The 26,367-nt window shown below is 71.0% G+C and carries 28 protein-coding genes; 22 read left to right on the top strand and 6 right to left on the bottom strand.

What is annotated here, in order from left to right; all coding sequences use genetic code 11:
* The first annotated feature begins 41 nt into the window (after positions 1-41).
* Together BLT28_RS25110 and BLT28_RS25105 are read left to right on the top strand one after the other, a co-directional pair.
* Complete coding sequence (locus BLT28_RS25110; protein ID WP_030427433.1) at positions 42-2,012, top strand: hypothetical protein; 1,971 nt, start codon at positions 42-44, stop codon at positions 2,010-2,012.
* On the top strand, positions 2,009-2,263 hold the full coding sequence (locus tag BLT28_RS25105; protein WP_030427434.1) for a hypothetical protein: 255 nt from the start codon (positions 2,009-2,011) through the stop codon (positions 2,261-2,263). Before BLT28_RS25110 ends, BLT28_RS25105 begins: the two co-directional genes overlap by 4 nt.
* Before the next feature lie 7 nt (positions 2,264-2,270).
* On the opposite strand, the gene BLT28_RS25100 is transcribed toward BLT28_RS25105, so the two are convergent.
* Positions 2,271-3,089 (bottom strand): dienelactone hydrolase family protein, encoded by an 819-nt coding sequence (locus tag BLT28_RS25100; RefSeq protein WP_043810236.1) that lies wholly within the window; start codon positions 3,087-3,089, stop codon positions 2,271-2,273.
* A 95-nt stretch (positions 3,090-3,184) separates the two neighbouring features.
* On the opposite strand from BLT28_RS25100, the gene glmS reads away from it, so the two are divergent.
* Genes glmS through tsaD form a run of 10 tightly spaced genes read left to right on the top strand, consistent with a single transcriptional unit; the run spans position 3,185 to position 12,312 of the window.
* A complete protein-coding gene (gene glmS / locus BLT28_RS25095; protein ID WP_030427436.1) occupies positions 3,185-5,035 on the top strand; it encodes a glutamine--fructose-6-phosphate transaminase (isomerizing) in 1,851 nt (616 codons plus the stop codon).
* Between the two features lie 5 nt (positions 5,036-5,040).
* Positions 5,041-5,505, top strand: coding sequence for a DUF6228 family protein (locus BLT28_RS25090; RefSeq protein WP_043810351.1), 465 nt, complete (start codon positions 5,041-5,043; stop codon positions 5,503-5,505).
* Between the two features lie 19 nt (positions 5,506-5,524).
* Positions 5,525-5,905, top strand: a complete 381-nt coding sequence (locus BLT28_RS25085; RefSeq protein ID WP_030427438.1) for a holo-ACP synthase — start codon at positions 5,525-5,527, stop codon at positions 5,903-5,905.
* A gap of 2 nt (positions 5,906-5,907) precedes the next feature.
* Entirely contained in the window at positions 5,908-7,353 is a 1,446-nt protein-coding gene (locus BLT28_RS25080) for an NAD(P)H-hydrate dehydratase (RefSeq protein ID WP_030427439.1), read from the top strand.
* Between the two features lie 8 nt (positions 7,354-7,361).
* Complete coding sequence (gene alr, locus BLT28_RS25075; RefSeq protein ID WP_030427440.1) at positions 7,362-8,516, top strand: alanine racemase; 1,155 nt, start codon at positions 7,362-7,364, stop codon at positions 8,514-8,516.
* The gene (locus tag BLT28_RS25070; RefSeq protein ID WP_030427441.1) at positions 8,513-9,622 is read left to right on the top strand and encodes an alpha/beta fold hydrolase; all 1,110 of its coding nucleotides are present in this window, start codon (positions 8,513-8,515) and stop codon (positions 9,620-9,622) included. The genes alr and BLT28_RS25070 overlap by 4 nt, the downstream gene beginning before the upstream one ends.
* On the top strand, positions 9,619-10,077 hold the full coding sequence (gene tsaE / locus BLT28_RS25065) for a tRNA (adenosine(37)-N6)-threonylcarbamoyltransferase complex ATPase subunit type 1 TsaE (RefSeq protein ID WP_269459604.1): 459 nt from the start codon (positions 9,619-9,621) through the stop codon (positions 10,075-10,077). The genes BLT28_RS25070 and tsaE overlap by 4 nt, the downstream gene beginning before the upstream one ends.
* Before the next feature lie 26 nt (positions 10,078-10,103).
* The gene (gene tsaB, locus BLT28_RS25060; RefSeq protein WP_030427443.1) at positions 10,104-10,796 is read left to right on the top strand and encodes a tRNA (adenosine(37)-N6)-threonylcarbamoyltransferase complex dimerization subunit type 1 TsaB; all 693 of its coding nucleotides are present in this window, start codon (positions 10,104-10,106) and stop codon (positions 10,794-10,796) included.
* Positions 10,797-10,798: 2 nt separating this feature from the next.
* Positions 10,799-11,278 carry a ribosomal protein S18-alanine N-acetyltransferase gene (rimI, locus tag BLT28_RS25055; RefSeq protein WP_043810355.1) on the top strand — a complete coding sequence of 160 codons (480 nt, stop codon included), beginning with the start codon at positions 10,799-10,801 and terminating at the stop codon, positions 11,276-11,278.
* Positions 11,275-12,312, top strand: a complete 1,038-nt coding sequence (gene tsaD, locus BLT28_RS25050) for a tRNA (adenosine(37)-N6)-threonylcarbamoyltransferase complex transferase subunit TsaD (RefSeq protein ID WP_030427445.1) — start codon at positions 11,275-11,277, stop codon at positions 12,310-12,312. Before rimI ends, tsaD begins: the two co-directional genes overlap by 4 nt.
* 4 nt (positions 12,313-12,316) lie before the next feature.
* Here the strand turns inward: tsaD and BLT28_RS25045 are convergent, their stop codons facing one another.
* From BLT28_RS25045 to BLT28_RS25035, 3 genes are all read right to left on the bottom strand, one after another.
* Entirely contained in the window at positions 12,317-12,685 is a 369-nt protein-coding gene (locus BLT28_RS25045; protein ID WP_030427446.1) for a hypothetical protein, read from the bottom strand.
* A gap of 22 nt (positions 12,686-12,707) precedes the next feature.
* Positions 12,708-13,070: a hypothetical protein gene (locus BLT28_RS25040; protein WP_030427447.1), complete on the bottom strand. Its 363-nt coding sequence runs from the start codon at positions 13,068-13,070 to the stop codon at positions 12,708-12,710.
* Positions 13,071-13,364: 294 nt separating this feature from the next.
* Positions 13,365-14,906: an alkaline phosphatase D family protein gene (locus BLT28_RS25035; protein ID WP_030427448.1), complete on the bottom strand. Its 1,542-nt coding sequence runs from the start codon at positions 14,904-14,906 to the stop codon at positions 13,365-13,367.
* Positions 14,907-15,157: 251 nt separating this feature from the next.
* Here BLT28_RS25035 and groES point away from each other — a divergent pair, with 251 nt between their 5' ends.
* Both groES and groL read left to right on the top strand, forming a co-directional pair.
* Positions 15,158-15,460, top strand: coding sequence for a co-chaperone GroES (gene groES / locus BLT28_RS25030; protein ID WP_043810358.1), 303 nt, complete (start codon positions 15,158-15,160; stop codon positions 15,458-15,460).
* Between the two features lie 84 nt (positions 15,461-15,544).
* On the top strand, positions 15,545-17,170 hold the full coding sequence (gene groL / locus BLT28_RS25025) for a chaperonin GroEL (RefSeq protein WP_030427450.1): 1,626 nt from the start codon (positions 15,545-15,547) through the stop codon (positions 17,168-17,170).
* A gap of 98 nt (positions 17,171-17,268) precedes the next feature.
* Here the strand turns inward: groL and BLT28_RS25020 are convergent, their stop codons facing one another.
* Positions 17,269-17,574 carry a WhiB family transcriptional regulator gene (locus BLT28_RS25020; protein ID WP_030427451.1) on the bottom strand — a complete coding sequence of 102 codons (306 nt, stop codon included), beginning with the start codon at positions 17,572-17,574 and terminating at the stop codon, positions 17,269-17,271.
* A 315-nt stretch (positions 17,575-17,889) separates the two neighbouring features.
* Between BLT28_RS25020 and BLT28_RS25015 the strand changes: the two genes are divergently transcribed.
* From BLT28_RS25015 to BLT28_RS24995, 5 genes are all read left to right on the top strand, one after another.
* The gene (locus BLT28_RS25015; RefSeq protein ID WP_156050589.1) at positions 17,890-18,927 is read left to right on the top strand and encodes a MerR family transcriptional regulator; all 1,038 of its coding nucleotides are present in this window, start codon (positions 17,890-17,892) and stop codon (positions 18,925-18,927) included.
* The gene (locus BLT28_RS25010) at positions 18,920-19,957 is read left to right on the top strand and encodes a hypothetical protein (protein ID WP_052406890.1); all 1,038 of its coding nucleotides are present in this window, start codon (positions 18,920-18,922) and stop codon (positions 19,955-19,957) included. Before BLT28_RS25015 ends, BLT28_RS25010 begins: the two co-directional genes overlap by 8 nt.
* Positions 19,935-20,531, top strand: coding sequence for a response regulator transcription factor (locus BLT28_RS25005; RefSeq protein WP_030427454.1), 597 nt, complete (start codon positions 19,935-19,937; stop codon positions 20,529-20,531). Before BLT28_RS25010 ends, BLT28_RS25005 begins: the two co-directional genes overlap by 23 nt.
* A 229-nt stretch (positions 20,532-20,760) precedes the next feature.
* Positions 20,761-21,333 (top strand): sigma-70 family RNA polymerase sigma factor, encoded by a 573-nt coding sequence (locus BLT28_RS25000; RefSeq protein ID WP_030427455.1) that lies wholly within the window; start codon positions 20,761-20,763, stop codon positions 21,331-21,333.
* Positions 21,334-21,335: 2 nt separating this feature from the next.
* Positions 21,336-22,331, top strand: a complete 996-nt coding sequence (locus BLT28_RS24995) for an anti-sigma-D factor RsdA (protein WP_052406891.1) — start codon at positions 21,336-21,338, stop codon at positions 22,329-22,331.
* A gap of 60 nt (positions 22,332-22,391) precedes the next feature.
* On the opposite strand, the gene BLT28_RS24990 is transcribed toward BLT28_RS24995, so the two are convergent.
* Positions 22,392-22,778 (bottom strand): DUF5319 domain-containing protein, encoded by a 387-nt coding sequence (locus BLT28_RS24990; RefSeq protein ID WP_030427457.1) that lies wholly within the window; start codon positions 22,776-22,778, stop codon positions 22,392-22,394.
* 251 nt (positions 22,779-23,029) lie between these two features.
* Here BLT28_RS24990 and guaB point away from each other — a divergent pair, with 251 nt between their 5' ends.
* The 3 genes from guaB to BLT28_RS24975 are packed head-to-tail and all read left to right on the top strand — an operon-like array spanning position 23,030 to position 26,329.
* A complete protein-coding gene (gene guaB / locus BLT28_RS24985) occupies positions 23,030-24,541 on the top strand; it encodes an IMP dehydrogenase (protein ID WP_030427458.1) in 1,512 nt (503 codons plus the stop codon).
* 30 nt (positions 24,542-24,571) lie between these two features.
* Positions 24,572-25,699, top strand: a complete 1,128-nt coding sequence (locus tag BLT28_RS24980) for a GuaB3 family IMP dehydrogenase-related protein (protein ID WP_030427459.1) — start codon at positions 24,572-24,574, stop codon at positions 25,697-25,699.
* Between the two features lie 3 nt (positions 25,700-25,702).
* Positions 25,703-26,329: a hypothetical protein gene (locus BLT28_RS24975; protein ID WP_030427460.1), complete on the top strand. Its 627-nt coding sequence runs from the start codon at positions 25,703-25,705 to the stop codon at positions 26,327-26,329.
* Positions 26,330-26,367: the final 38 nt, after the last annotated feature.

The raw sequence follows: 26,367 nt of genomic DNA, 5'->3' as shown, positions 1-26,367 counted from the left end.
CAACCCGAGAACAGCTCCTTGGCCTCCTCGGTAATGCCGAGTTGTCCCGTGAGGAGAAGCACCAGCTCCTCGTCGCCTACTGGCGTGTCGACGTCAAGGCCACCCTCGACCCTCAGATCAAGAAGTACCTCGAGGAGTTGAAGGTCACTGTCAAAGACCGCGCTGCCTCCACCACTGTCGATGCGTTCCCGCGGGAGCTGGAGGAAGCCCACCAGCGGTTGAGCGAGGCTGCGGAGCACCGTGCGGTTGTGCGCAAGGGCAAGGAGAAGCTGGAAGACCTCAAACGGGGCCGGGCACCGGAGAACTCCGACGAGATCCTGGACGCCGGCAAGCCCGGACTTGAGATGTTCCGGAAGTTCGGCCAGGTCTACGCCGCCGCGCCCGAACACTGTCGCAAGTTCTCGCTGCTCGCCGATCCGTTCGACGCGGCGACCAAGCTTTACGACCAGCAGCGGGACATCCAGTTCGCCCAGCTCGAAGGGCACGCTCAGGCATTGCTGGGCGCCAAGTCCGCAGTCGAGGCGTCCGCGAGCAAGTCGTCGAGCAGCTTGTCAGGTCTCTATGGGCACTGGAGCGGTAAGGCAGCGGATCGGTCGCGAGTCTTCTCCGATCGGTTCCGCGTGGAGGTCGGCCACCTGACAGACGCGATGCGCGGATCGGCGGAACTGATCCGCAGCACGTCCACGAAGGTGGCGCAGGCGTGCCGGTCCAAGGCCGAGTTCGCTCTCGGCCTGCAGTGCGATCGGCTGCCCGACCGCACGGTCCCGGAAGGCCTGTTGATCATGCAGATGGCCAATGGCCGCTGGGATGCCGACGTTCGCCGTGCCGCGGCGTTGCTGGGCGGTGAGGTGGCGAAGCAGGCTGAGAGCGACCACTGCGCGGTCAATGACGAAACTCGGCGACTGGTGGAAGCCGCAGCGGTGAAGTGGGCGCACAACTTCTGCCAAGCGTTCCGGAAGCAGTTCGAGGACTTCAAGCAGATGTGCGACGAGACCCGCACCACGGTCGACAAGCTCTGGAAGGTGCTGACGGACCACCTCAACCAGGTCAACGACAACCCCTTCAAGGAGCTGATCAGCGGGACGCCGCCCGGCGGTGGTGGCGACAAGCCGCCGATCGGCGGCGGCGGTGGGGGTGGCGCGATCGGCGGTGGTGGAGGCGGTGGTGGCGGCAGGATCCCGCCGATCGCAGCGCCTCCGCCCATCACGCCGCCGAACCTGCCGCCGGTCACGCCGCCGATCGAGACGCCGGGAGGCGGGACGGAGACCTCAGGGCTGCCGGGAACGCCTGTGCCGGGCGGGAACCAGCCGCGCGAGTCGGTGACCTTCGAGGATGCGGGGCGCAAGATCTCCGTGACCAGTCCGACCCGGGACGGCCACGTGACGATCACGGTCGAGGGCCCGGACGGCAAGCCGAAGAGCTACGAGGTGGACTTCGGACCGACCGGGCCTGAGGTCAAGCCGATGCCGCAGCCCGGTGGCATCCCGGTGCAGCCGGGCAACGTATCTCCCGGCGGCGTCCAGCCGGGACCAGTTGTGCCGCAAGAGAATCCGGTCACCAAGGCGGACGAGAACGGCAAGGCGACGATCCGCGACGGGGATCGCACGATCCTCGCCGAGCGCGTGCCGGGGGACGCGGGGCACATCCGTGTGACGGTGCCGGGCGCGGACGGGAAGCCTGCGACCTATGACCTCGACTTCACCCAGGGACAGGTCGAACTGGCGAGCGGTTCCGGACCCGTCGAGGAGGTCGCGGAGCGCCCGCAGGGCCCGCAGCCGGGCGAAGCCGGACTCGGCTCGGTTCCCAGTGAGGGGCAACGAGCTCCGGCCGCGCCACCGATGGGCAGCGGGATGATGATGCCGCCCGCGGCCCAGAGCGGCGGCGGTGCTGATCACGAGCGCAGCGGCAACAACTGGCGCACCGAGGGCTACGTCGTCGAAGAGGACAACGAAGCCCTCAGCAGGGTGGCGCGGGTGCTGGGCGGTCTTGACGACGAGGAGAGCGGGCGATGAGCGACGTCGCGGGGGCTCAACGGCAGCTGGACCTGGTCATGCGCGAGCACGCCGAGCGGATGGAGCTGGTGACCAAGCACCGCGATGACGCGTTGGCAGAGGCCGAGCGTGCGGCGAAGGAGATCACCGAGCACGTGAGCAGGGTGGTCGAGCGCATCCAGGACCGCAGGGACACCGGCTGGCCGCCGCCGAGCAGACCGCGGCCGGTGGACGACGACGAGGACTTCTCGACGCAGACGTGGTTGCGCTGAAAGGGAATCAGGCCAGGCTGGGCACTGCGGGGCCGCGGGTGTAGTCGATCGAGCAGCCCTTGATCTCCTCTTCCAGCAACGCGCTGTACTCGCGGTTGCCGGTGAGCACGCGCAGGAAGAACGCGGTCAGCAGGATGCGCGAGATCTTCTGCGTCTTGCTCTGCGGTTTGCCGTCGAGCAGCAGGTCGGTCCACTGCCAGTTCTCGGTGAAGCCGAGGTGGGTCGCCTTGTCGATGCCGCGCAGCTGCACGGGGCCGGCCCACGCCTGGGTGACGGGCTCCGCGTGGCCGATCGGCGGGGAGATCAGGTCCTCGTCGCCGGAGAGGTGCAGCGCGGGCATGGTGCACTCGCGCGCGGCGTCGATCGCGGACGGCCGGGTCTCGGAGAGCCCCATGGTGCCGACCGCGCGGACCCGTTCGTCCTCGGCCGCCGCGAGCACCGCGCAGCCGCCGCCGAGCGAGTGCCCCGACATCCCGAGCTGCTCCGGGTTCACGCTGATCCGGCCCTCGCCGAGGCGCACGGAGGTGCAGACGTCCAGCGCGGTGCGCATGTCCGCGGTGAACAACCGGTGCGAGGGCAGCGGGCCCGTCTGCGTCGCGGGCGCGGCGACGACGAAGCCCCAGGACGCCAGGTGCCGCATGAAGCCGTGGTAGCGCTTGATCGGCTGGAGCCAGCCGTGGCCGAACACCACCGCCGGAAGCCCCTTGCCGGACTCCGGGGTGAGCACCGCGCCGGGGAGCCCCACCAGCGCCAGGTCCCCTCGCATCACCCGGTGCGGGCCGGGGCGAGAGAGCTCCTTGAACGCCTGCTTGGCGGTGAGTGCCATGAGTCGAGACGTTAGTGGATCGGCCCGCGAGCTGCGATGGCAGGCGTGTCCAGACCAATCCGACAACGTCCACGTGACGCCATAGCCTGTGCCGCGTGTGTGGAATCGTGGGATACGTGGGCCACCGCCCCGCCCTGGACGTGGTCCTGAACGGCCTTCGCAGGCTGGAGTACCGCGGCTACGACTCGGCGGGCGTCGCGGTGCTCAACGGGGCGGGGGACCTGGCGACCGAGCGCAAGGCCGGACCGCTGGTGAACCTGGAGAAGCTGCTCGACGAGGCCGGTAGCGCCCGCTTCACCGGCACGGCGGGCATGGGGCACACCCGCTGGGCGACGCACGGAGCGCCCAACGACCGCAACGCCCACCCGCATCGGGACGCCTCGGGGCGGCTCGCGGTGGTGCACAACGGGATCATCGAGAACTTCGCGCAGCTGCGCGCCGAGCTGGAGGCCGACGGGGTCGAACCGGCCAGCGACACCGACTCCGAGTGCGCCGCGCACCTGATCGCCCGAGCCTTCGACGGCGAGGACCTGGCTGCCGCAGTGCGCGCGGTCTGTCGTCGGCTCGAGGGCGCGTTCACCCTGGTCGTCACGCATGCCGACCATCCGGACCAGATCATCGCCGCGCGCCGTTCCTCGCCGCTGGTGCTGGGAGTCGGCGAGAACGAGAACTTCCTGGCCTCCGACGTCGCCGCGTTCATCGAGTACACCAAGGACGCCGTCGAACTGGGCCAGGACCAGGTCGTCGTGCTGCGCCGGGACGGCTACGAGGTCACCGACTTCCACGGAGAGGCCGTGGCCGTGAAGCCCTTCCACGTGAACTGGGACCTCGCCGCCGCCGAGAAGGGCGGCCACGAGTACTTCATGCTCAAGGAGATCGAGGAGCAGCCGGAGGCGCTGGCCAACACGCTGCGCGGGCACTTCCGGGACGGCCGCGTCGTGCTGGACGAGCAGCGCCTGTCCGACCAGGACCTGCGTGACGTGGACAAGGTCTTCGTGGTGGCGTGCGGTTCGGCCTACCACTCCGGCCTGGTCGCCAAGTACGCGATCGAGCACTGGACGCGGCTGCCCGTCGAGGTCGAGCTGGCCAGCGAGTTCCGCTACCGCGACCCCGTGCTGGACCGGGACACCCTGGTCGTGGCCGTCTCCCAGTCCGGCGAGACGGCCGACACCCTGGAGGCGGTCCGGCACGCGCGAGACCAGAAGGCCAGGGTCCTCGCGGTCTGCAACACCAACGGCGCGCAGATCCCCCGCGAGTCCGACGCGGTGCTCTACACCCACGCCGGGCCGGAGATCGGGGTCGCATCCACCAAGGCGTTCCTGGCTCAGATCGCGGCGAACTACCTGGTGGGGCTCGCTCTCGCGCAGGCCCGTGGCACGAAGTACCCGGACGAGGTGGCGCGCGAGTTCCACGAGCTGGAGGCGATGACCGCGGCGGTGGAGCGCGTTCTGTCCACTTCGGACAGTGTGCGGGCGCTGGCGCGCGAGCTGGCCGACTCGAAGGCGGTGCTGTTCCTCGGCCGCCACGTGGGCTACCCCGTGGCCTTGGAGGGCGCGCTGAAGCTCAAGGAACTGGCGTACATGCACGCCGAGGGATTCGCGGCGGGCGAGCTCAAGCACGGCCCGATCGCGCTGATCGAGGAGGGCCTGCCGGTGGTGGTCGTCGTGCCGTCGCCGAGGGGGCGCGCGGTGCTGCACTCGAAGCTGGTCTCCAACATCCAGGAGATCAAGGCCCGCGGCGCGCGCACGATCGTGATCGCCGAGGAGGGCGACGAGACCGTGCGGCCGTTCGCCGACCACCTCATCGAGGTGCCCGCGGTGCCCACGTTGCTCCAGCCGCTGGTGTCCACGATCCCGCTGCAGGTCTTCGCCGCCGAGGTGGCCAAGGCGCGCGGCTACGACGTCGACAAGCCGCGCAACCTGGCGAAGTCGGTGACCGTCGAGTGAGCGGTGTGAGGTGCGAGCACCAGTGGCAGCACCGCGAGGTCGCGATGCGCTGCATGGACGACACCGAAGTGCGGTTGGGGCGGCTGCGTTTCGCGGAGCGGCACCTCGCCGAGGACCAGGACGACGGGCGGTTGTTCTTCCTGGTGGAGATCGCCGCGCCGGGACTGCTCGCGCGCCTGGAGGGCGCCACGAACCTGGCCGACGGAATGGGGTTGTCCTGCTTCCTCGGCGGTCTGGACTACCGCGGCTGGGAGGGCGAGAAGCGTTGGCGCAGCGCCGATCGCGATATCGCGGTGGTGGCCAGGTGGACCGTGGGCGGGCACATCGAGCTGGAGTGGACGCTGCGACCGTGGCGGACGTCGGAGACGGGGGAGTGGTCGGCGTCGGTGGCCACCGTGGTCGAGGCGGGGGCGGAGAAGGACGCCTTGGTGGCTGAACTGCACAACTTCCTGGCTGTCGAGAGGGGCTGACCGTGGGAGCCTGTGCAGCGTGATCGTGGGCATAGGCACCGACATCGTCGGGGTGCGGCGCTTCGAGCGGCTGCTCGAACGGACCCCGCGCATGCTCGACCGGCTGTTCACCGAGGCGGAACGCCGTACCCGCAAGGGAGAACTGCGGCGTCCGTCCTCGCTGGCCGTCCGGTTCGCGGCGAAGGAAGCCGTGGTGAAGGCGCTCGGCGCTCCGCACGGCTACCAGTTGCTGGAGTGCGAAGTCGTTGCGGCGCCGGACAACCGGCCCTCCGTGCGGCTGACCGGAGTGCTCGCCGACGCCGCGGAGGCGGCCGGTGTCGGGTCCTGGCACGTCTCGCTGACGCACGACGCCGACATCGCGGCCGCGTTCGTGGTCGCCGAGCGATCCGGGAGGAACTGAGCGTGAAGGGCGTGTGGACCACCGACCACGTGCGCGAGGCGGAGAACCGCCTGCTGGCGCGGGTCCCGGACGGCTCGCTGATGCGCAAGGCGGCGTTCGGCCTCGCCACGGTCGCGCTGCGCATGCTCGACCCGGGTGTCGTCGGCCGTCGCGTCACGCTTCTCGTCGGTGCGGGAAACAACGGCGGGGACGCGTTGTGGGCGGGCGCGTTCCTGCGCAGGCGGGGCGTGGCGGTCACCGCCGTGCTGCTGGCTCCGGACCGCGCGCATCCCGAAGGCCTTGCCGCACTGCGGAAAGCGGGCGGGCGGGTGACCACCGAGGGGCACGACGCCGTTCGACGCGCTGACCTGGTGATCGACGGCATCGTGGGCCTGTCCGCGCGCGGTCCCTTGCGGCCGGCCGCCGCCGAGCTGGTCGAGTTGATCACCGCGCCCGTGCTCGCCGTCGATCTGCCCAGCGGTGTCGAGCCGGACACCGGCGTGGTGAACGGCCCGGCGGTGACCGCGACGGCGACCGTCACCTTCGGCTGCCACAAGCCGCTGCACGTGCTCGGCGAAGGCGCGAAGCGCAGCGGTGAAGTGCACCTGGTGGACATCGGCCTCGGCCCGGAGCTGGGCGAGCCGGACATCACGGTGCTCGAACCCGCCGACGTGGGACGGCTGTGGCCGGTGCCGGGGCCGAGCGACGACAAGTACACGCAGGGCGTGACCGGGGTGGCCGCGGGCTCGGCGACGTACCCGGGGGCCGCGGTGCTGGCCGCCGGAGCCGCGACGCTGGCGACCTCGGGCATGGTCCGCTACACCGGCCCGGCCGCCGACCCGATCCGCGCGCGCTGGCCGGAGGTGGTCGCCACGGGCTCGATCGGCGACACCGGCCGCGTGCAGGCGTGGGTGATCGGTCCGGGCATGGGCACCGGGCCGGGTGGCAGGGACGTGCTGACCCAGGTCCTCGAAGCGGGGGTGGCGGTGTGCGCGGACGCGGACGCGATCACCCTGCTCGCCAACCACAAGGACCTGTGGGACCTGCGCGAACCCGGCACGCCGATGGTGATCACCCCGCACGACCGCGAGTTCGCCAGGCTCGCCGGGGAGGTCGGCGACGACCGGGTGGCCGCGGCCCTGCGGGCGGCCCGGCGCCACGACGTGGTGGTCCTGCTCAAGGGGCACAGCACGGTGGTCGCCGCGCCGGACGGCCGTGTTCTGGTCAACCCGGCGCGCTCCTCGTGGGCGGCGACGGCCGGTTCCGGCGACGTGCTGTCCGGGCTGATCGGATCGTTGCTGGCAGCAGGCTTGGACCCGTGGCTGGCGGCGGGCTGCGCGGCGGCCGCGCACGAGCTGGCCGGAGAGCTGGCGGCGGACGGGGCGCCGATCCCGGCGGGCTCGTTGCTGAGCGAAGTGCCGAACGCGATCCGCGTCCTACGGGCAGCCGCGGCGTCTGTGTCACCATGAACGGCGTTATGGCTGCTCAGAACCCGCACCTGCCGCGTGCCGAGGTGCTCGTCGACACCGACGCCCTCCGGCACAACATCGCCCTGCTCAGCGGCCTCGCCGCGGCCTCCGGCGCACAGACGATGGCGGTCGTGAAGGCCGACGGTTACGGCCACGGTGCGCTGCACGTGGCCAGAACCGCGCTGGAGGCGGGCGCCTCCTGGGTCGGCGTCTGCCACCTCGACGAAGCCCTCGCGCTGCGCGCGGGCGGCATCACCGCGCCGATCTTCTCGTGGCTGCACGTGCCGGACGAGGACTTCGCGGAGGCGGTCAGCGCCGGGATCGACCTGTCGGTCTCCTCGCCGGCCGCGCTCGACGGCGTGCTCGACGCGGTGCACCGGACCGGGGCGACGGCGCGGATCCACCTCAAGATCGACACCGGGCTCTCCCGCAACGGCTGCGCCCCGCAGGACTGGCCCGACCTGGTCAGGGCGGCCGCGGCGGCCCAGTGCACCGGCGGGGTGCAGGTCGTCGGCGTGTGGTCGCACCTGGCCTGCGCGGACGAGCCGGGCCACCCCTCGATCGACGCCCAGGCGAAGCGGCTGACCGAGGCGCACGCGATCGCCGTGGACGCGGGCCTGCGGCCGATCCGGCACATCGCCAACTCCGCGGCCGTGCTCAGCCGCCCGGACCTGCACTTCGAGCTGGTCCGCACCGGTATCGCGATGTACGGGCTGAACCCGATGCCGCCCGGCTTCGGCGGGGACGAGCTGCGCCCAGCCATGACCTTCCGCGCCCGCGTCGCGCTGACCAAGCGCATCGCCGAGGGCGACGGCGTGTCCTACGGGCTGACCTGGACCGCTCCGCGCGAGACCACGATCGCCCTGGTCCCCGCCGGGTACGCGGACGGCGTGCCGCGCGCGCTGTCCGGGCGGATGGAGGTCCTCCTCGGCGGCAGGCGACGGCCCGTGGTCGGCCGGGTCTGCATGGACCAGATCATGGTCGACTGCGGCGACGACGAGGTCCGCGAGGGCGAGGAGGTCGTGCTGTTCGGCCCCGGCACCAGGGGCGAACCGACCGCGACGGAGTGGGCCGAGACGCTGGGCACGATCCACTACGAGATCGTCACCGGCATGACCCGCCCCCGCGTCACGAGAACGGTCGTTGCGGTCGGAGGAGCATGAGCCGCATCTGGAAAGCCGTCGGGGTCGCCGGTGGCCTCCTCGGCGCGGCCGTCGCCGGTACCGCGGTGGGCGCGGCGGCCAAGAGCTCCCAGATCAAGCACCGCCGCGAGGGTGCGGCGCTCCTCGACCGCTACGCCGACGAGCCGCTCGGCGTGCTCAAGCCGGACCGCACCTCGACGGTGGCCGCCGACGACGGCGTGCCGATCTACGTCGAGGAGGTCAACCCGGCCGACGGCGGCAAACCCGAGCTGACCGTGGTGCTGGTGCACGGCTTCGCGCTGGACCGCAGGACCTGGCACTTCCAGCGGCGCGACCTGCCCCAGCTGACCGATCCCCGGGTGCGGCTGGTGATCTACGACCAGCGCAGCCACGGCAGGTCCGGCCGCGGCCTGCCGGAGACCTCCACGATCGACCAGCTCGGCCACGACCTCGACGCCGTGCTGCGGTCGATGGTGCCGAAAGGCCAGATGGTGCTGGTCGGGCACTCGATGGGCGGTATGACGATCATGGCCCTGGCCGAGCAGCGGCCGGAGCTGTTCCGCGACCGGGTCGCGGGCGTGGCCTTCATCGGCACCTCGGCCGGGGAGATCGGCCGCTCCGGGCTGCCGCGGCCGGTGCTGTCCCGGCACAACCCGGTCACCCTCGGCATCGGCAGGCTGGCCAGCTGGTCACCGGGGGTGGTGGAGCGGGTCCGAGGGGTCGGCGGGCAGATCGTCTGGAGCCTGATCCGCCGGCTGGCCTTCGGTGACCGCAAGGTCAGCCCGGCGCTGGTCGACCTGGTCGACGACATGATCGCGACGACCTCGGTGCAGGTGCTGACGGAGTTCCTGGAGACACTGGGCACGCACAACCGGGTCTCCGCGCTCGCGGGCCTCCGGCACACGCACGTGCTGGTGATCGGTGCGGATGCGGACCGGTTGACGCCGTACTCGCACTCCGAGGTGATCGCGGCCGAGCTGCCCGACGCGGAGCTGGTGCTGGCCGAGGGCGCGGGACACGTTTTGATGCTGGAGCAGCCCGCGCTGGTCAACGAACACCTCGCGGAGCTGTTCGGCAGGTGTGTAGGTCGAAGTGGGAAGAGGAAGCGCTGGTGGAAGCGGGCGTGAACACGGCGGTCTGGACGGCGGAGCTGGCGGAGCCGGAGGACACCATGGCCCTGGGCAGGCGGTTGGGCGCGCTGCTCGGCCGCGGTGACCTGGTCCTGCTCTCCGGTCCGCTCGGAGCCGGGAAGACGGTGCTGGTCAAGGGCATCGCCGAGGGGCTGGGCGTGCGGGGGCGGGTCAGCTCGCCGACCTTCGTCATCTCCCGCGTGCACCCCGGTGACCGCGCGACCCTGGTGCACGTGGACGCCTACCGGCTCGGCGGCGACGCCCTGGAGCTGGACGACCTCGACCTGGACACCGACCTCGAGGACGCGGTCGTGGTGATCGAGTGGGGCGAGGGCTTCGCGGAGCGCCTGGCCGAGGACCACCTGCTGGTCCGCATCGACCGCCGCCCCGACGACGTCCGCGAGGTCTCCCTCACCGGCCTCCCCCGCGTGGTGGCCGCCCTCAGCGCCTGACCAGCACGGTCGTAGACTCGTCAGCCGTGCTCGTGCTCGCGTTGGACACCGCAACCCCCGCCGTCACGGCCGGTGTGGTCGCCCTCGACGGTGACGCCCCGCCGGAGCTGCTCGCCGAGCGGGTGACCGTCGACCCGCGAGCGCACACCGAACTGCTCACGCCGCACGTCACCGCCGCGCTGGACGAGGCCGGTGTCCGGCTGGACCAGCTCGACGCGATCGTCTGCGGCTCCGGTCCCGGCCCCTTCACCGGCCTGCGCGTCGGCATGGTCACCGGAGCCGCGCTCGGCCAGGCGCTGGGCATCCCGGTCCACCCGGTGTCCACTTTGGACGCGATCGCGTACGCGACGCCGTTCCGGACTTCGCTGCTCGTGGTCACCGACGCGCGCCGCCGCGAGGTCTACTGGTCGGTGTACTGCGACCAGGGCTGGCGCGTGGCGGGTCCGCACGTGGACAAGCCGGAGGCGTTGGCGGCGAAGCTGGCCGACGAGCTGGAGGACATCGGCGTGACCGAGGTGTCCGGCCCCGTCGCGCAGCAGCACGCCGAGCTGTTCGGCCTGACTGTGCTGCCCACGACGTACCCGACGCCCGGGGGCCTCGTCGGCGCGGCCGCCCACGAACTGCGTTCCGGTGCCGAGCCCGCGCCGCTGACCCCGCTGTACCTGCGCCAGCCCGACGCCGTCGAGCCGGGCGCGCGGAAGCGGGTGAGCCAGGCATGACCGTGCGGCTTGGCACGCTGTTGCGCAAGGACGTGCCGCGCTGCGCCGAGCTGGAGCGGGAGCTGTTCGCCGGGGAGGACCCGTGGACGGCGCGGATGTTCGTCAGCGAGATCGACGCGGGGCACTTCTACATCGGCGCCTTCGACGAGGACGAGCACCTGGTCGGCTACGCGGGGCTCGCGGTGATCGGGGCGCCGCCCAACGCCGAGGCCGAGGTGCACACGATCGCCGTGGACGCCAAGCGGCAGGGCGAGGGCATCGGCAAGGCACTGCTGCGCGAACTGCTCGCCAGGGCCGACGCCGTCGACGCCGTGACCTTCCTGGAGGTCCGCACGGACAACGAGTCGGCGAAGGGGCTCTACGCCGCGCACGACTTCGAGGTCGTCGGCCTCCGCAAGCGCTACTACCAGCCCTCGGGCGCGGACGCCCACACCATGAGGCGTCCGTCGTTGACCGAGCGCGAGGGGAAGAAGACGTCATGATCGTGCTCGGGATCGAGACCTCCTGCGACGAGACCGGTGTCGGCATCGTCCGCCGCAACGCCGACGGCACGCTGGACCTGCTCGCCGACGAGGTGGCCTCCAGCGTCGAGGAGCACGCCCGCTTCGGCGGTGTGGTGCCCGAGATCGCCAGTCGCGCCCACCTGCAGGCGATGGCGCCGACCATGCGCAGGGCGCTGGACGCCGCGAAGCTCGAACTGTCCACTGTGGACGCGATCGCGGTGACCGCGGGCCCCGGGCTGGCCGGGGCGCTGATGGTCGGGGTCGCCGCGGCGAAGGCGTACGCGACCGCGTCCGGCAAGCCGCTCTACGGCGTCAACCACCTCGCCGGCCACGTCGCCGCCGACACCATCGAGCACGGCCCGCTGCCCCAGCGCTGCCTCGCCCTGCTGGTCTCCGGCGGGCACAGCCAGCTGCTGCTGGTGGAGGGCCTGACCGAGAAGATCACCGAGATCGGCGCCACCATCGACGACGCGGCGGGCGAGGCCTACGACAAGGTCGCCAGGATCCTCGGCCTGCCCTACCCGGGCGGCCCGCCCATCGACAAGCTGGCCAAGCAGGGCAACCCGCACGCGATCGCCTTCCCGCGCGGGCTGACCGGCCAGCGGGACGCGCCGTTCGACTTCTCCTTCTCCGGCTTGAAGACCGCCGTCGCGCGGTGGGTGGAGAAGCACGAGGCGACCGGGGCCGAGCTCCCGCTCGCCGATGTCGCGGCGAGCTTCCAGGAGGCGGTGGCCGACGTGCTCACCGCCAAGGCGATCCGCGCCGCCCGCGAGCACGACGTGGACACCATGGTCATCTCCGGCGGTGTCGCGGCCAACTCGCGGCTCGGTGCACTGGCCAGGGAGCGTTGCGCGGAGGCGGGCATCACGCTGCGGATCCCGCGCCCGAGGCTGTGCACCGACAACGGCGCGATGATCGCGGCGCTGGGCGCGCACGTGGTGGCGAGCGGGGCCAAGCCCTCGCCCGCCACCCTCGCCGCGGACACGTCGCTGCCGCTGGTCTACGGCAGCTGAGCGCTCACCAGCGGAGCCCGACCTTCACCCGGTCGTACCGGTAGGCGCTCGTCACGATGACGGTGTAGTTGCCGGGGTGGGGCGCCGACATGTTCTTGCAGGTCCACGAGCTGGCGGGGTCGCCGATCCGGACGTCGCCCTCGCACCGCCGGAGATCGGTCTTGAAGACCCAGTGCACGAGCGCGTTGTGCTCGCCGCCGATGGCGTCGATGTCCACGTGACCCGTGTAGCCGGGGAAACCGCTACCGCTGAGAACGCAGTACTCCGTGGAGTTGCAGGTCCTGCTCTTGCCCCCGGCGCTCGCGCTGGGCACGGTGACGAAGACCATGCCCAGCGCGAGGGCGGCCGTCGCAAGGGTTCTCGCGAGCTTCATCGCCTCTCCTCTCGGTGAACGCTCACCAGCGGGCCCCGACAACGAGCGCGTCGTGCCGCTCGGGCGCGTCGACGATCACGCGGTAGTGCCCCGGGTGCGTGTTGTGGCAGACCCAGGAGCGCGGTGGGTCGTTCACCCAGAACTCGGCGACGCACCGCTGAGCGTGGTCGCCCTTGTACCGAATCCGCACGCGCGTGTTGGGCCCGCCGATGGCGTCGGCGTCGATGCTGAGCGTGCCGCCGGGGAAGTCGTGCCCCTCGACACGGCAGACGGATTCAGCTGGACAACGCTTGGAATAGCCGCCCGCGCTCGCAGCGGGTGTCGTCATGAACGCGATTCCGACCGCGAGCGCGGCTGCCGCGAAGGGCTTTCCTGTTCTCGCCATCGGGCACCCACGCTGTAGTCGTATGAGTTCACACATGGCCTCTGTTGTCGTTACCCGGATTTTCCCGGACGGCATGTTATGGCAGACCGGGGAACGAGGCGGCTCGTTGACCCAGAATTCGGTGACACAGCGCTGCCGTTGACCGCGTCGGCGTCGATGCTCAGCGTGCCGCCGGGGAACCCGTGGACTTCGAGCTGCCGGGACACGGAGCGGGGCAGAACTTGCTGCCGCCGCCCCCGAAATTATTTCCGTATTTCACGCGCGTGAAGCTCCGCGGAACCCGCTGGCGATCGGCTAACTGCGAGGGGAAATGTGGGGTACCCGATCGACGATGCGGAACGACGCCTTGGTCCGCACCGGCTCACCGGGAGTGGACACTTTCTGCACGGCGCGGTAGTCCACCAGGACCTCGTGCGGGGTGAACTTCGTGCGCACATAACCACGGCGGTTGTTGAAGAACCGGATGTGCGGGTTCTCCTTCAACACCGCCTCGGTGTCCGCGCGCGTTTCCGAACCGTCTCCACCGCTGCTGATCGAGGTCGTCACCAGCTCGACCCCGACCGAGGGCGACTCGGGGTCGTTCCACCGCTTGTGCACGTTGCCCGCCCACGCGGCGTGCACGTCACCGGTCAGCACGACCGCGTTGCGCACCCCCGCCGACGTCCACCCGTCCACGATCCGGTCCCGGTTGGCCGCGTAGCCGTCCCAGGCGTCCATGTCGTTCTTCTCGCCCTCGCCGGGCTTGAGGTCCAGCTGCGAGAAGAACACCTGCTGGCCGAGCACGTCCCACCGCGCCCGCGACGAGCGGAACCCGTCCAGCAGCCATGCCTCCTGCGCCGCGCCGGTGATCGTCCGCTTCGGGTTGAACCGCTCGGGGCAGGTCTTCTTGCCGTCGCCGCATGCCTGGTCGTCGCGGTACTGCCTGGTGTCGAGCATGTGGAAGGTGGCCAGTCCGCCCCAGCCGATGCGGCGGTACAGCCGCAGCTCCGGCCCGGTCGGCAGCGAGGAGCGGCGCAACGGCATGTTCTCGTAGTAGGCCTGGAAGGCCGCCTTCCGCCGCTGTGCGAAGCCGGGATCAGGGTGCTCCGGGACGAGGTTCGCCCAGTTGTTCTCCACCTCGTGGTCGTCGAGCACCACCACCCACGGCGCGGCCGCGTGCGCCGCCTGGAGGTCGAGGTCGGTCTTGTACTGGGCGTAGCGCTGCCGGTAGTTCGCCAGCGTCGTGGTCTCCGGGCCGACGTGGTGCCGCACGTTCCCGCCCGGCGCCACGTAGACGTTGGGCGCGTACTCGTACTGGTAGTCGCCCAGGTGCAGGACCAGGTCCGGTGACTCCTCGGCCAGGTGCCGGTACGCCGTGAAGTAGCCGTGTTCGTACTGGGCGCAGGACGCGAAGCACATGGTCAGCGGCGAGGTGAGGGATCGCGCCGCCGGTGCGGTCCTCGTCCGCCCGGCGGGGGAGAGGTGCCCGTTGGCGCGGAATCGGTAGAAGTAGCGGCGTCCCGGACGCAGCCCGTCGAGCTCCACGTGCACGCTGTGCCCGAGCTCGGGGACGGCGGTCTCGGCCCCGCGCCGGACGATCCTGGTGAAGCGCTCGTCGTCGGCCAGTTCCCACTCGACCTCGACCGCGCGGGTGCCCATCCCGCCCATGCCGTCCTCGGCGAGCGGGGCGGTGGCGAGCCGGGTCCACAGGACCACGCCGTCGGGGGACGGATCGCCCGAGGCGACACCGAGGGTGAACGGGTTCGCGGGGGCGGCGGTGGCCCCGCCGCCGAGGGTGACCGCGCCGAGGGCGGTGACGCCGCCGAGGAGAGCGGAGCGCCGGGAGATCTCTCGCATGGCCGAATCCCACCGCGCCGGGGCGCCGGAGGCCAGAACGACACCCGGACTGTTCGGGCGACACCGGAACCCATCGTCCTGACCAGTGCGGACACCGTCTTTGCCGCCCTGCGTTGAGCGTTGGCACTCTCATGGGTAGAGTGCTAGTCGCACGGCGCCGACCTGCCCCGGCACCCGCGACGGCGGGGTGGCAGGTGCCGTCGGTACCTGCCAACGCTTACAAGACCCGTGGAGGTCACACCGTGACGAGCGTGAACGTCAAGGTGAACATCAAGCCGCTTGAGGACAAGATCGTCGTCCAGGCGAGCGAGGCGGAGACGACGACGGCTTCTGGCATCGTCATCCCCGACACCGCCAAGGAGAAGCCCCAGGAGGGTGCTGTCCTCGCCGTGGGCCCCGGTCGCATCGACGACAAGGGCAACCGCGTCCCGCTGGACGTCAAGGTGGGTGACACCGTCATCTACTCCAAGTACGGCGGCACCGAGGTCAAGTACAACGGCGAGGAGTACCTGATCCTCTCGGCTCGCGACGTGCTGGCCGTCATCGAGAAGTGACGCAGCACTAAGGCGTAACCGCCCCGGCGGCCCCCAGGGGCTGTCGGGGCGTTCTCGTGTCACAAGCAAGAGAGAGACGGGTACATGCCCAAGCAGATCAGCTTCGACGAGGACGCCCGCCGCGCCCTCGAACGGGGTGTCAACCAGCTGGCCGACGTCGTCAAGGTGACGCTCGGTCCGCGCGGTCGGCACGTCGTGCTGGACAAGAAGTTCGGTGGCCCGACCGTCACCAACGACGGCGTGACCATCGCCCGCGAGGTCGAGCTGGACGACGCGTTCGAGAACCTCGGCGCGCAGCTGGCCAAGACCGTCGCCACCAAGACCAACGACGTCGCCGGTGACGGCACCACCACCGCGACCGTGCTGGCCCAGGCCATGGTCAGGGTCGGCCTGCGCAACGTGGCCGCAGGCGCGAACCCCACCGCGCTGGGCAAGGGCATCGAGGCCGCGGCGGACGCCGTCGTGGAGGCCCTCAAGGCCAAGGCCACCCCGGTGAAGGGCCGCGACAACATCGCGCAGGTCGGCACCGTCTCCTCGCGGGACGAGACGATCGGCGCGCTGCTCGGCGAGGCCATGGAGAAGGTCGGCGAGAACGGTGTCATCACCATCGAGGAGTCCTCGACGCTGACCACCGAGCTGGACATCACCGAGGGTCTGGACTTCGACAAGGGCTTCATCTCGGCGCACTTCGTCACCGACGCCGAGTCGCAGGAGGCCGTGCTGGAGGACGCCTTCGTCCTGCTGCACCGCGACAAGATCAGTGCGATCGCCGACCTGCTCCCCGTGCTGGAGAAGGTCGTCGAGGCGGGCAAGCCGCTGCTGATCGTCGCCGAGGACGTCGAGGGCGAGGCGCTGTCCACCCTGGTGGTCAACGCCGTGCGCAAGACCCTGCGCGTCGTCGCGGTGAAGGCGCCGTTCTTCGGCGACCGCCGCAAGGCGTTCCTGGACGACCTGGCCATCGTCACCGGCGGCAAGGTCGTCGCGCCGGAGGTCGGGCTGAAGCTGTCCGAGGCCGGCCTGGACGTGCTGGGCAAGGTCCGCCGCGTCGTGGTCACCAAGGACGCGACCACCTTCGTCGACGGTGCCGGCGACAAGGCCGAGGTGGACGCCCGGATCGAGCAGATCCGCCGCGAGATCGCCGAGACCGACTCCGACTGGGACCGCGAGAAGCTGCAGGAGCGGCTGGCCAAGCTCTCCGGTGGCGTCGCGGTGATCAAGGTCGGTGCCGCCACCGAGACCGAGGTCAAGGAGCGCAAGCACCGCATCGAGGACGCGGTCGCCGCCACCAGGGCCGCGGTCGAGGAGGGCATCGTGCCCGGCGGCGGTTCCGCGCTGGTGCACGCGGCCAAGGTGCTGGACAACGGCCTCGGCCTGGAGGGCGACGAGGCGACCGGTGTCGCCATCGTGCGCGAGGCGCTGGCCTCCCCGCTGTTCTGGATCGCGGCCAACGCCGGTCTCGAGGGCGCCGTCGTCGTGCACAGGGTGCGCGAGCAGGAGTGGGGCCAGGGCTTCAACGCCGCGAACCTCACCTACGGCGACCTCATCGACGACGGCGTGGTCGACCCGGTGAAGGTGACCCGCTTCGCGGTCGCCAACGCCGCCTCCATCGCCAGGATGGTGCTCACCACGGAGAGCGCCGTCGTGGAGAAGAAGGAGGAGGCCCCGGAGGCCGCCGCCGGTCACGGGCACGGCCACGGGCATCGTCACTGACGGTAGTTTCGTCGTAACAGACAGAAGAGGCCGGACGCTGCGAGCGTCCGGCCTCTTCTGTCTGTTCTGCTGCCCGGTGAGAAGGCTGCGTTCCCGCTTCAGGCGGTGGGCGCCAGCGCGATCTTGCGCCGGCGGGCACTGATGATCGTCTCGCGCTCCGACTCCGACATGCCGCCCCAGATGCCGTAGGGCTCCTGCACCGCGAGCGCGTGCTTGCGGCACATGTCCAGTACGGGACAGCGCTGGCAGACCGCTTTCGCCCGGGCTTCGCGCCGTGCGCGGGCTGGTCCTCGTTCACCGTCGGGGTGGAAGAAGAACGCGCTGTCCATGCCGCGGCACGAACCTTCCAGCTGCCAGTCCCACAGGTCCGCGTTGGGCCCCGGAAGTCGCCGAGTGTCCGCCATCGCCGACCGCCTCCTCACCAAAGTCTGGGTTGTGCTGCCTTGGTCTTTCCCGCACGGTGCTGGGTCAACCGTAGAACCGAGTCAAAACTTGTTCAATAACCTTTCGCGTCATACCTTGTTCAACTGCGGGTGACCAAGCGCCCCCTGGTGACGACCTTGAGAGCACGATCCGGGTTGCCGACCGGGTGATGGAGCCGGAACATTTGCGTCGTGACGACTCAGCCTGGGCGCGGTGTACCCATCGGGTCCGCCTTTCATGCCGGGCACGGCGACTTCGTCGACGAAGATCACGCGGGCAGGCACGAGGAGCCGCGGCTGACCGTCGCCGCCGTTGCGAGCAGGCTCGGAGTCGCCCCCGCGACCCTGCGGACGTGGGACCGCCGGTACGGCCTCGGGCCGAGCGGGCACACCAGCGGCAGGCACCGCCGGTACGGCTCCAAGGACATCGCGCGACTGGAACTGATGCAGCGGGCGCTGCTGCGCGGGGCCTCACCCGCCGACGCCGCCCGGTACGCGTTGAGCGTGCCGCTGCCCGCGGCGCCGCAGTCCGTCGAGCGGGCCGCCGCGCGCCCGGTCGGAGTGGAGCTGCTGGTCAGCGGGGGCCGCTCCGGCGCGGCCGAGGACTACGAGTTCGAGGACGACGACCCGCCACTGTTGATCAGTGGCGGTGACGGCGGCTCGCTGGGCATCGGACCCCGGGGCCGTCAGGGCGGACGCGGGCTGAAGCTGCCGGGGGCCTGCCGCACGGCGCGCGGGCTCAGCCGGGCGGCGCTGGCCATGGACGCCGACGCCATCCAGCAGGTGCTCGCGAAGGCGCTCGCCGAGGACGGGGTCGTGCCCACCTGGGACGAGGTGATCCGGCCGGTGCTCTGCGCGCTGGCGGAGCGCTGGGAGCACGCCGGGGTCGGCGTCGAGATCGAACGCCTGCTGAGCGAGGAGATCATCGTGGCGCTCAGCCGCGTGATCGCGCTGGCCCCGCCGCCGCGCAACCCGCGCCCGGTCCTGCTCGCGTGCGTCCCGGAAGAACAGCACAGCCTTCCGCTCTACCCGCTTTCCTGTTCCCTGGCGCTCAACGGCGTCTCCGTGCGCAGGCTCGGCGCGTCGCTGCCGATCGACGCGCTCGTCGCGGCGGCGCGCAGGCTCGCCCCCGCAGCGGTCGTGCTCTGGGCGCACCTGCCGCGCAACGCCGACCCCTCGGTCTTCGACGCCCTGCCGAAGACGCGGCAGCGGACCCGGCTGTTCGTCGGCGGACCGGGCTGGGCGGCGATCGACCTGCCGCGGCACGTCCAGTACCTGGACGACCTGAGCTCCGGCACCGAGCGCATCCTCCGCGCGGTCCTGCCGGGTGTCTGAGCCGGCAGAGGTCCCGCTCCGGGACGCGGCGTTCGGCGCCCACCCTGATGCGGACGTGCACGGGGCGGCCCGCAGCACCGACCCCCGGCGACGGTGGCTCGCGGGCGTGGCGCTCGGCGGCCAGGGGCTCTACGCGGCGGCCGTGACGGCACTGGCTCCGTTGCTCCACGGTCACAACGGTCGGGGCAGCGATCCGCTGTTCGCCTCGTTGGCCGCGAGCACCCTCGCCTCGCACCACCGCCAGCTCGGGTGCCACGGCCCGGCCCGTGATCTCGACGCGCGGGCGCTCGCGCTCATCCTCGGCGCCGGATCGTCAGGTCGGGCGGACCCGGACGACGTGGACGCCGCGGGGGCCGAGCTGGACGCGAGGCTCGGGCTGGCCGCCGACGAACTGGGCCTCGGCAGGCTCGCGCTCGCCCGGCAGCTGCACGGCCGGGCGGAGGAAGCCTTCCGGGACCGCCCGCTCGGCTGGCGCGGACGGCTCAGGTTGCGCTGGGTGGCGGCCGAGCTGGCGCTGGCGGCGGGCGAGCCCGAGCGTGCACTGAATGAGGCTCAAAAAGGGTTTCATCTTTTGTCGCCCCCGGATTCGTTACGCCACCACCTCAAGTCGGAGCTGGTTCTCGGGGTGGCCCTGAATACGCTGGGCTCATCAGAGGCCGCGCCACTGCTCCAAAAGGTGGTAGACCGAACGTGGACGCTGAGACTTGCGCCACTCGCCTGGCCCTCGGCCCTCGTCCTGGCGACAGCCCTGCCCGCCGAGCAGGATCACTGGCATGAGCTGGCCCGACGCGCATTGTCCCACGTCATCGGCCGTTCCGGTGCTGCCCAATGGCGGTTGATTCCCGGGTCTCCTTGGCTACCGTCGTGGTTGCTCCGTTCCAGTGACCGGAGTGCCACGAAGGAGTGGTCGAATTTCTTGACGGATAAAGCACCGGATCGTGTCAAGGTTCGGCCCGCAGCGTCCGATAGGGATGTTGAACGTCACTCGGCTGTAGGAAGGGGTTCCCGTGACGACGGTCCTGATCTGTGATGACCGGCGTAGCGTCCGGGAGGGTCTCACCCGCGTGATGTCGGCTGTCCCCGGTGTGAGCCGTATCGATTGTGTGGCTCACGGTGATGAGCTGCTCGCGCGCTTCTCACGGCAGGCAGTCGACGTCGTCCTGGTGGGCACTCAGCGCGCTGTGCCAACGGGCGTCGAAGCCACTCGCCGCCTGGTCTCCGCCCACCCGCAGGCGAACGTGATCGTTTTCGGCGCTCCTGACGACGCCGGAAGCATCGCGGCCGCCATCGCTGGTGGGGCACGTGGCTACCTGAGGTGGGACGCCTCGCGCCCGGAGCTGGTCGCCGCGCTGGCGCACACGCTCGCCAGCACCTCCGTCCCGGCCCCGCGCCAGCCCTCCGACCCGGGGGTCCAGCTCACCGAGCGGGAGCTCCAGGTGCTGCGCGGGATGAGCCAGGGCAAGAGCAACGGCCAGATCGGCCGCGAGCTCTACCTGTCCGAGGACACGGTGAAGACCCACGCGCGCCGCTTGTTCCGCAAGCTCGGCGTCCGTGACCGTGCCCAGGCGGTCGCCCACGGCTTCCGGCGCGGCCTGGTCTCCTGACCACAGCCGTCGCCTCGCGACACTCGTCATCAACGGGGGGAGCCCGGCCAGCGCGCCGGGCTCCCTTCGTTTCCGCAGGTGGATCACTGTGATCCGGTACCGATTCCGCCCCGCGTCCCCGAACCGGCCCGATCGCCGGGTACGGTGAGAAGCGACCGGAGCGGCGGAACCGGTTATCGAATAACAACTATCGGTCCGCCAACTCGTAACACTTGGGCTGCTCTCAACGATGACCAACATGGGGGACGGGCTGGACGCCCTTGTAGGTGCTTCGCTCGATGGCGACCGCCAGGCGATCGAGCGCCTACTGGCAGCTATCCGTCCCCTTGTGGTGCGGTACTGCCGCGCCAGAGTCGGAAGGCAAGAGCGGTCGTACGCTTCCGCGGACGACGTGGCCCAGGAGGTGTGTCTCGCCGTGCTGACGGCGCTGCCGAACTACCGGGACCAGGGAAGGCCCTTCCTGGCCTTCGTGTACGGCATTGCCGCGCACAAGGTCGCGGACGCGCACCGTTCGGCCGCGCGCAACCGGTCCGAACCGGTCTCGGAGGTGCCGGACTCCCCGGAGACCGGCGCGGGACCGGAGCAGCGGGCCATGCAGGGTGAGCTCTCCGAGCGCATGGCGCAGATCATGCGGGTGCTGCCGCCCAAGCAGCGGGAGATCCTGATGCTGCGGGTGGTCGTCGGCCTCTCCGCGGAGGAGACGGCGGACGCCGTGGGCTCCACGCCCGGTGCGGTGCGGGTCGCCCAGCACCGCGCGCTGGCCAGGTTGCGGAAGACGTTAGCGGCGGAGGAGGTGTACTGAGAATGGTTGAGCGGGACGACGACCTGGACGGTCCGACCGTGCGCCGGATCGGTCGGGAGCGGCGGTCCTCCGCAGTGCTCCCCTCGGACACCGCGTGGTCCGCCGAGAACGGTGACAACGAACCACTCGACCTGGTCGCGGTGCAGGCGGACGACGCGCTGCTGGACACGCTGCGCTCCTCCGACTCCGTGAACGGCGGTATCGCCGACCCCGAACTCTCCGCCCTCCTGCTGTCCTGGCGCAGGGAGGTCGACTCCGAGTCCATCGGCGAGCTGGTCGACCTGGACACCGCCGTGGCCACCATCGACGCCGCCAAGGCGCGGCGCAGGCCCCGGCACCGCCTGCTGATCCCGCTGGCCTCCGCGGCCGCCGTGCTGGCCATCGCCTTCACCGGCGTCGGCCTCGCCGCCCGCGACGCCCAGCCCGGTGACGCGCTCTGGGGCCTGGCCAAGGTCCTCTACTCCGAGCACACCCGGTCGGTGGAGAACGCCGCATCGGCCAAGGACGACCTCAACCTGGCCGCGATGGCGCTGCGGCACGGCAACTACAACGAGGCGGCCGCCGCGCTGACCCGCGCGGTGAAGAAGCTGGAGGTCGTCGCGGCCGAGGACGGTGCCGCCGCGCTGATCGACCAGCACCAGAACCTGGTCAAGCAGCTGGTGACCTCGTCCCCGCAGACGCCTCCGCCGCCGCCGGTGAACAACCCCTCGGTGACCCCGTCGCCGACCCCGGGGAACCCTTCGCCGACCACAGTGCCGCAGAGCAACTCCCACACCTCGGCGACCACCACCACGCAGGTGCCGCCGACGACCACGACGACGCCGCCCACCACGACCACCCCGCCGGTGACGACGACCCCGTCGACCACCGACTCGACAACGGGTGGCAGCGGGACGAACACCGGTGGCAACGGCACGCCCACCGAGGGCAGCCCGAGGGCCGGTCACGGTCAGCCGCAGCCACCGGGGCCGGTCGCCGGGCCCTCGTCCGGCGGCTGAGCGGACAGCACGAGAATCCCGCAGCGCCTCGAGTGCTGCGGGATTCGTCTTTTCCCGGCTCTAGCGCCTGCTCTCGATCGTGGTCACACCGTCGGCGAAGCCCCGGCAGTACTCCCAGGTCACATACGCCGAGGGGTCGGGGTCGAAGGCGGGCTCGTGCGGCCGCATCCTGCCGTCCTTGAGCAGCTGGTGCAGGCTCGCCCGCAGCAGCTCCCAGTCGTGGTAGTGCGGCTCGCTGCAGTCCCCGCAGTCGACCACGATGCCCCTGATCTCGCGCGGTTCCAGCAGCGCCTGGTAGACGGCGAGATCGGTGAGGTCGGAGAGCAGCTCGGCACGTTCGTGCTCGGTCAGCGGCTCGGCCGGGTCCTCCTGGACCGCGTCCAGCGCCCGAGCGGGGTCGTTCGGGTCGCCCGCGAACGGGTCAGGGGGCAAGGCGTCGTGCGGCACGTCTGGCACGGTACCCGCCCCGCCCGCTCGGCGTCCCTCGGCGGTCCGATGGAATCTGCTATAGGGGCCTTCCGGGCTGGGAGCGGTTGCCCGGCCCCTTGACAACGGTGTCAGGACGGCCCCGGACGTGACGGGAGTGACCGGCGGCGGTGCGATTCCCGCGTGCGCGGTGCGGTTAGCATGGACCTCTGATCCCACCAGGCCGGAGTCCCACGTCAGCACCGGTACCGCAGGAAGGTCTACTACCCGCCATGACCAGCGAGCTCTCCGCTCACGGCGTTCCGTCCAAGTTCGCAATGCTCGGGTTGACCTTCGACGACGTGCTGCTGCTGCCAGCCGCGTCGGACGTGGTGCCGAACGAGGTCGACACCAGCACCCGGATCTCCCGCAACATCACGCTGCGCGTCCCGCTGGTCTCCTCGGCGATGGACACCGTCACCGAGTCGCGGATGGCGATCGCCATGGCCCGCGCCGGTGGCATGGGCGTGCTGCACCGCAACATCGCCGCCGGCGACCAGGCCGCGCAGGTCGAGGTGGTCAAGCGCTCCGAGGCGGGCATGGTGACCGACCCGGTGACCTGCTCGGCCGACGACACCCTGGCCGAGGTGGACGCGCTGTGCGCCCGCTTCCGCATCTCCGGCGTCCCGGTCACCGACGACGACGGCAAGCTGGTCGGCATCATCACCAACCGCGACATGCGGTTCGAGATGGACCACAGCAAGCCGGTGCACGAGGTGATGACCAAGGGGCCGCTGGTCACCGCCCAGATCGGCGTCTCGGCCGAGGCCGCGCTCGGCCTGCTGCGCAGGCACAAGATCGAGAAGCTGCCGGTGGTGGACGGCGACAACCGGCTGCGCGGGCTGATCACCGTCAAGGACTTCGTCAAGACCGAGAAGTACCCGCTGGCCACCAAGGACCCGGACGGCAGGCTCGTGGTCGGTGCCGCGGTCGGCACCGGTGAGGAGTCCTACCAGCGCGCGATGCTGCTCAACGAGGCGGGCGTCGACGTGATCGTGGTGGACAGCGCGCACGGCCACCAGCGCAACGTGCTGGAGATGGTGGCCAAGCTCAAGGGCGAGCTCGGCGACAACGTCGACGTGGTCGGCGGCAACGTGGCCACCCGTGCGGGCGCCCAGGCGCTGATCGACGCGGGGGCCGACGCGATCAAGGTCGGCGTCGGGCCGGGCTCCATCTGCACCACCCGCGTGGTCGCGGGCGTCGGCGCGCCGCAGATCACCGCGATCTACGAGGCCGCCCAGGCGTGCCAGGCGGCGGGCGTCCCGCTGATCGGCGACGGCGGCATCCAGTACTCCGGGGACATCGCCAAGGCCATCGCGGCCGGGGCCAGCACGGTCATGCTGGGCAGCCTGCTCGCGGGCACCGCCGAATCGCCGGGTGACCTGATCCTGGTCAACGGCAAGCAGTTCAAGACCTACCGCGGCATGGGATCGCTCGGTGCCATGCAGTCGAGGGGCCAGGCGAAGTCCTACTCCAAGGACCGCTACTTCCAGGACGACGTGCTCTCCGAGGACAAGCTCGTCCCCGAGGGCATCGAGGGCCGCATCCCGTTCCGCGGGCCGCTGTCCCAGGTCGTGCACCAGCTCGTCGGCGGTCTGCGCTCGGCCATGGGCTACACCGGTTCGGCGGGCATCGCCGAGCTCCAGCAGGCCCAGCTGGTGCGGATCACCGCCGCCGGGCTGAAGGAGAGCCACCCGCACGACATCACCATGACGGTGGAAGCGCCCAACTACACCACCCGGTGACCCCCTGCTCCTGGCTGAGAAAGGACTGACGTGCGGGATCTTGTCGAGATCGGGATGAACCGGACGGCCATGCGGGCCTACGGTCTGGACGACGTGGAGATCGTTCCTTCGCGGCGCACCCGGTCCTCAAAGGACGTGTCGCTCGCCTGGCAGATCGATGCCTACCGCTTCGAGATCCCGCTGATCACCCACCCGACGGACGCCATCGTCTCGCCGGGCACCGCGGTGCGCGTCGGCGAGCTGGGCGGGCTCGGGGTGCTCAACGCCGAGGGCCTGTGGGCGCGGCACGCCGACCCCGAGGAGGCGCTGCTCCGGGTGGTCCAGGCGGCCGAGGAGGAGGACGGCGACGCCGCGGTCAAGCTGCTGCAGGAGCTGCACGCCGCCCCGCTGCGGGTGGACCTGCTCACCGAGGCGATCCGCACGGTCCGCGAGTCCGGCGTCACCGTCGCGGCCCGGGTCAGCCCGCAGCACGCGCAGGAGCTGACCCCGGACCTGCTGGCCGCGGGTGTGGAGATCCTGATCCTGCAGGGCACGATCATCTCCGCCGAGCACGTCGAGCGCGACGGTGAGCCGCTGAACCTCAAGCGCTTCATCGCCGACCTCGACGTTCCGGTGATCGCCGGTGGCGCCGGGGACTACCGCACCGCCATGCACCTCATGCGCACCGGCGCGGCCGGGGTGATCGTCGGCTTCGGCGAGTCGCACGCCACCACCACGAACCAGGTCCTGGGCATCGGGGTGCCGATGGCGTCGGCGATCGCGGACGCCGCCGCGGCCCGCCGCGACTACCTGGACGAGACCGGTGGCCGCTACGTGCACATCATCGCCGACGGCTCGATGAAGCACTCCGGTGACATCGCCAAGGCGATCGCCTGCGGCGCCGACGCCGTGATGCTCGGCGAGTCGCTGACCAACGCCGACGAGGCGCCCGGCCAGGGCTTCTACTGGACCGCCGCGGCCGCGCACCCGTCACTGCCGCGCAGCGACGTCTTCGGGTTCTCCGGCTCCAGCTACGACCTGGAGACCCTGCTGTTCGGGCCGTCCTCCAACCCGTTCGGCACGGTCAACCTGTTCGGGGCGCTGCGCAGGGCGATGGCGAAGACCGGCTACTCGGATCTGAAGGAGTTCCAGAAGGTCGGCCTCACGGTCCGGCGGTAGCCCGTGGCCAGGCGCAAGCGCCAGGAGCAGGCGGCCAAGCCCAAGCCGGTGACGCCGTTCGGGAAGTTCGCCGCCTGGATGGGGCGCAAGCCGCAGTGGCCCAAGGTGATCGGCCTGGTGCTGCTGCTCACCGGGCTCGCGATCGCCCGCATCTGGGTGGTGCCCGCGTACTTCACCGCGCTGGACAAGATCGTCGGTGGCAACGTGCCGATGGCGGTGGTGTTCGGCTGGCTGCCCGGCGGCGGCGCGCTGATCGCGCTGGGCGTCTACGTGCTGTACGAGCCGTTCCTGGGCTACCGGGGCAAGCTGGCCTGGGTCGTGGTCAACACGGTCTGGCTGGCGCTCGCGCTGATGATGATGGGAGCCGGGGTGCCGCAGCGCGCGCACCCCGCCTTCGACTACGGCCTCGACGCCGGCCAGGCGGCCGTGCCGGGGATCATCGTGTTCGGCCCGCTGCTGATCCTGGCCGTGATGATGCTCGCCGGGCTCCTCGGGCTGTTCAGCAAGAGCACGAAGCAGCGGTTGACCCCCAAGCGCACCAACGAGGAACAGGGGCAGCTGGTCGGCTGGGGCCTGGTGGCCGCGCCGCTGCTGTTCCTGGCCGTCGCCCTGCTCACCGCCCTGACCTGAGCGCACCCGTCGGCGTTCGAGGTCTTTATCGTTACCGG

The sequence above is a fragment of the Allokutzneria albata genome, assembly GCF_900103775.1.
Lineage (GTDB): Bacteria > Actinomycetota > Actinomycetes > Mycobacteriales > Pseudonocardiaceae > Allokutzneria > Allokutzneria albata.
Note: the sequence above shows the minus strand (reverse complement) of the source record. Positions and strands in the feature narration are given on the sequence as shown.

What these genes read in the sequence shown, in the direction of transcription:
- BLT28_RS25020 (WP_030427451.1), bottom strand. Translation starts at nt 17,574, where the DNA reads ATGGCGGACACTCGGCGACTTCCGGGGCCCAACGCGGACCTGTGGGAC.
- BLT28_RS25070 (WP_030427441.1), top strand. Translation starts at nt 8,513, where the DNA reads ATGAGCCGCATCTGGAAAGCCGTCGGGGTCGCCGGTGGCCTCCTCGGC.
- tsaD (WP_030427445.1), top strand. Translation starts at nt 11,275, where the DNA reads ATGATCGTGCTCGGGATCGAGACCTCCTGCGACGAGACCGGTGTCGGC.
- guaB (WP_030427458.1), top strand. Translation starts at nt 23,030, where the DNA reads ATGACCAGCGAGCTCTCCGCTCACGGCGTTCCGTCCAAGTTCGCAATG.
- alr (WP_030427440.1), top strand. Translation starts at nt 7,362, where the DNA reads ATGGCTGCTCAGAACCCGCACCTGCCGCGTGCCGAGGTGCTCGTCGAC.
- BLT28_RS25035 (WP_030427448.1), bottom strand. Translation starts at nt 14,906, where the DNA reads ATGCGAGAGATCTCCCGGCGCTCCGCTCTCCTCGGCGGCGTCACCGCC.
- BLT28_RS25105 (WP_030427434.1), top strand. Translation starts at nt 2,009, where the DNA reads ATGAGCGACGTCGCGGGGGCTCAACGGCAGCTGGACCTGGTCATGCGC.
- groL (WP_030427450.1), top strand. Translation starts at nt 15,545, where the DNA reads ATGCCCAAGCAGATCAGCTTCGACGAGGACGCCCGCCGCGCCCTCGAA.
- BLT28_RS25040 (WP_030427447.1), bottom strand. Translation starts at nt 13,070, where the DNA reads ATGGCGAGAACAGGAAAGCCCTTCGCGGCAGCCGCGCTCGCGGTCGGA.
- BLT28_RS24995 (WP_052406891.1), top strand. Translation starts at nt 21,336, where the DNA reads ATGGTTGAGCGGGACGACGACCTGGACGGTCCGACCGTGCGCCGGATC.
- BLT28_RS25100 (WP_043810236.1), bottom strand. Translation starts at nt 3,089, where the DNA reads ATGGCACTCACCGCCAAGCAGGCGTTCAAGGAGCTCTCTCGCCCCGGC.
- BLT28_RS25000 (WP_030427455.1), top strand. Translation starts at nt 20,761, where the DNA reads ATGACCAACATGGGGGACGGGCTGGACGCCCTTGTAGGTGCTTCGCTC.
- BLT28_RS25045 (WP_030427446.1), bottom strand. Translation starts at nt 12,685, where the DNA reads ATGAAGCTCGCGAGAACCCTTGCGACGGCCGCCCTCGCGCTGGGCATG.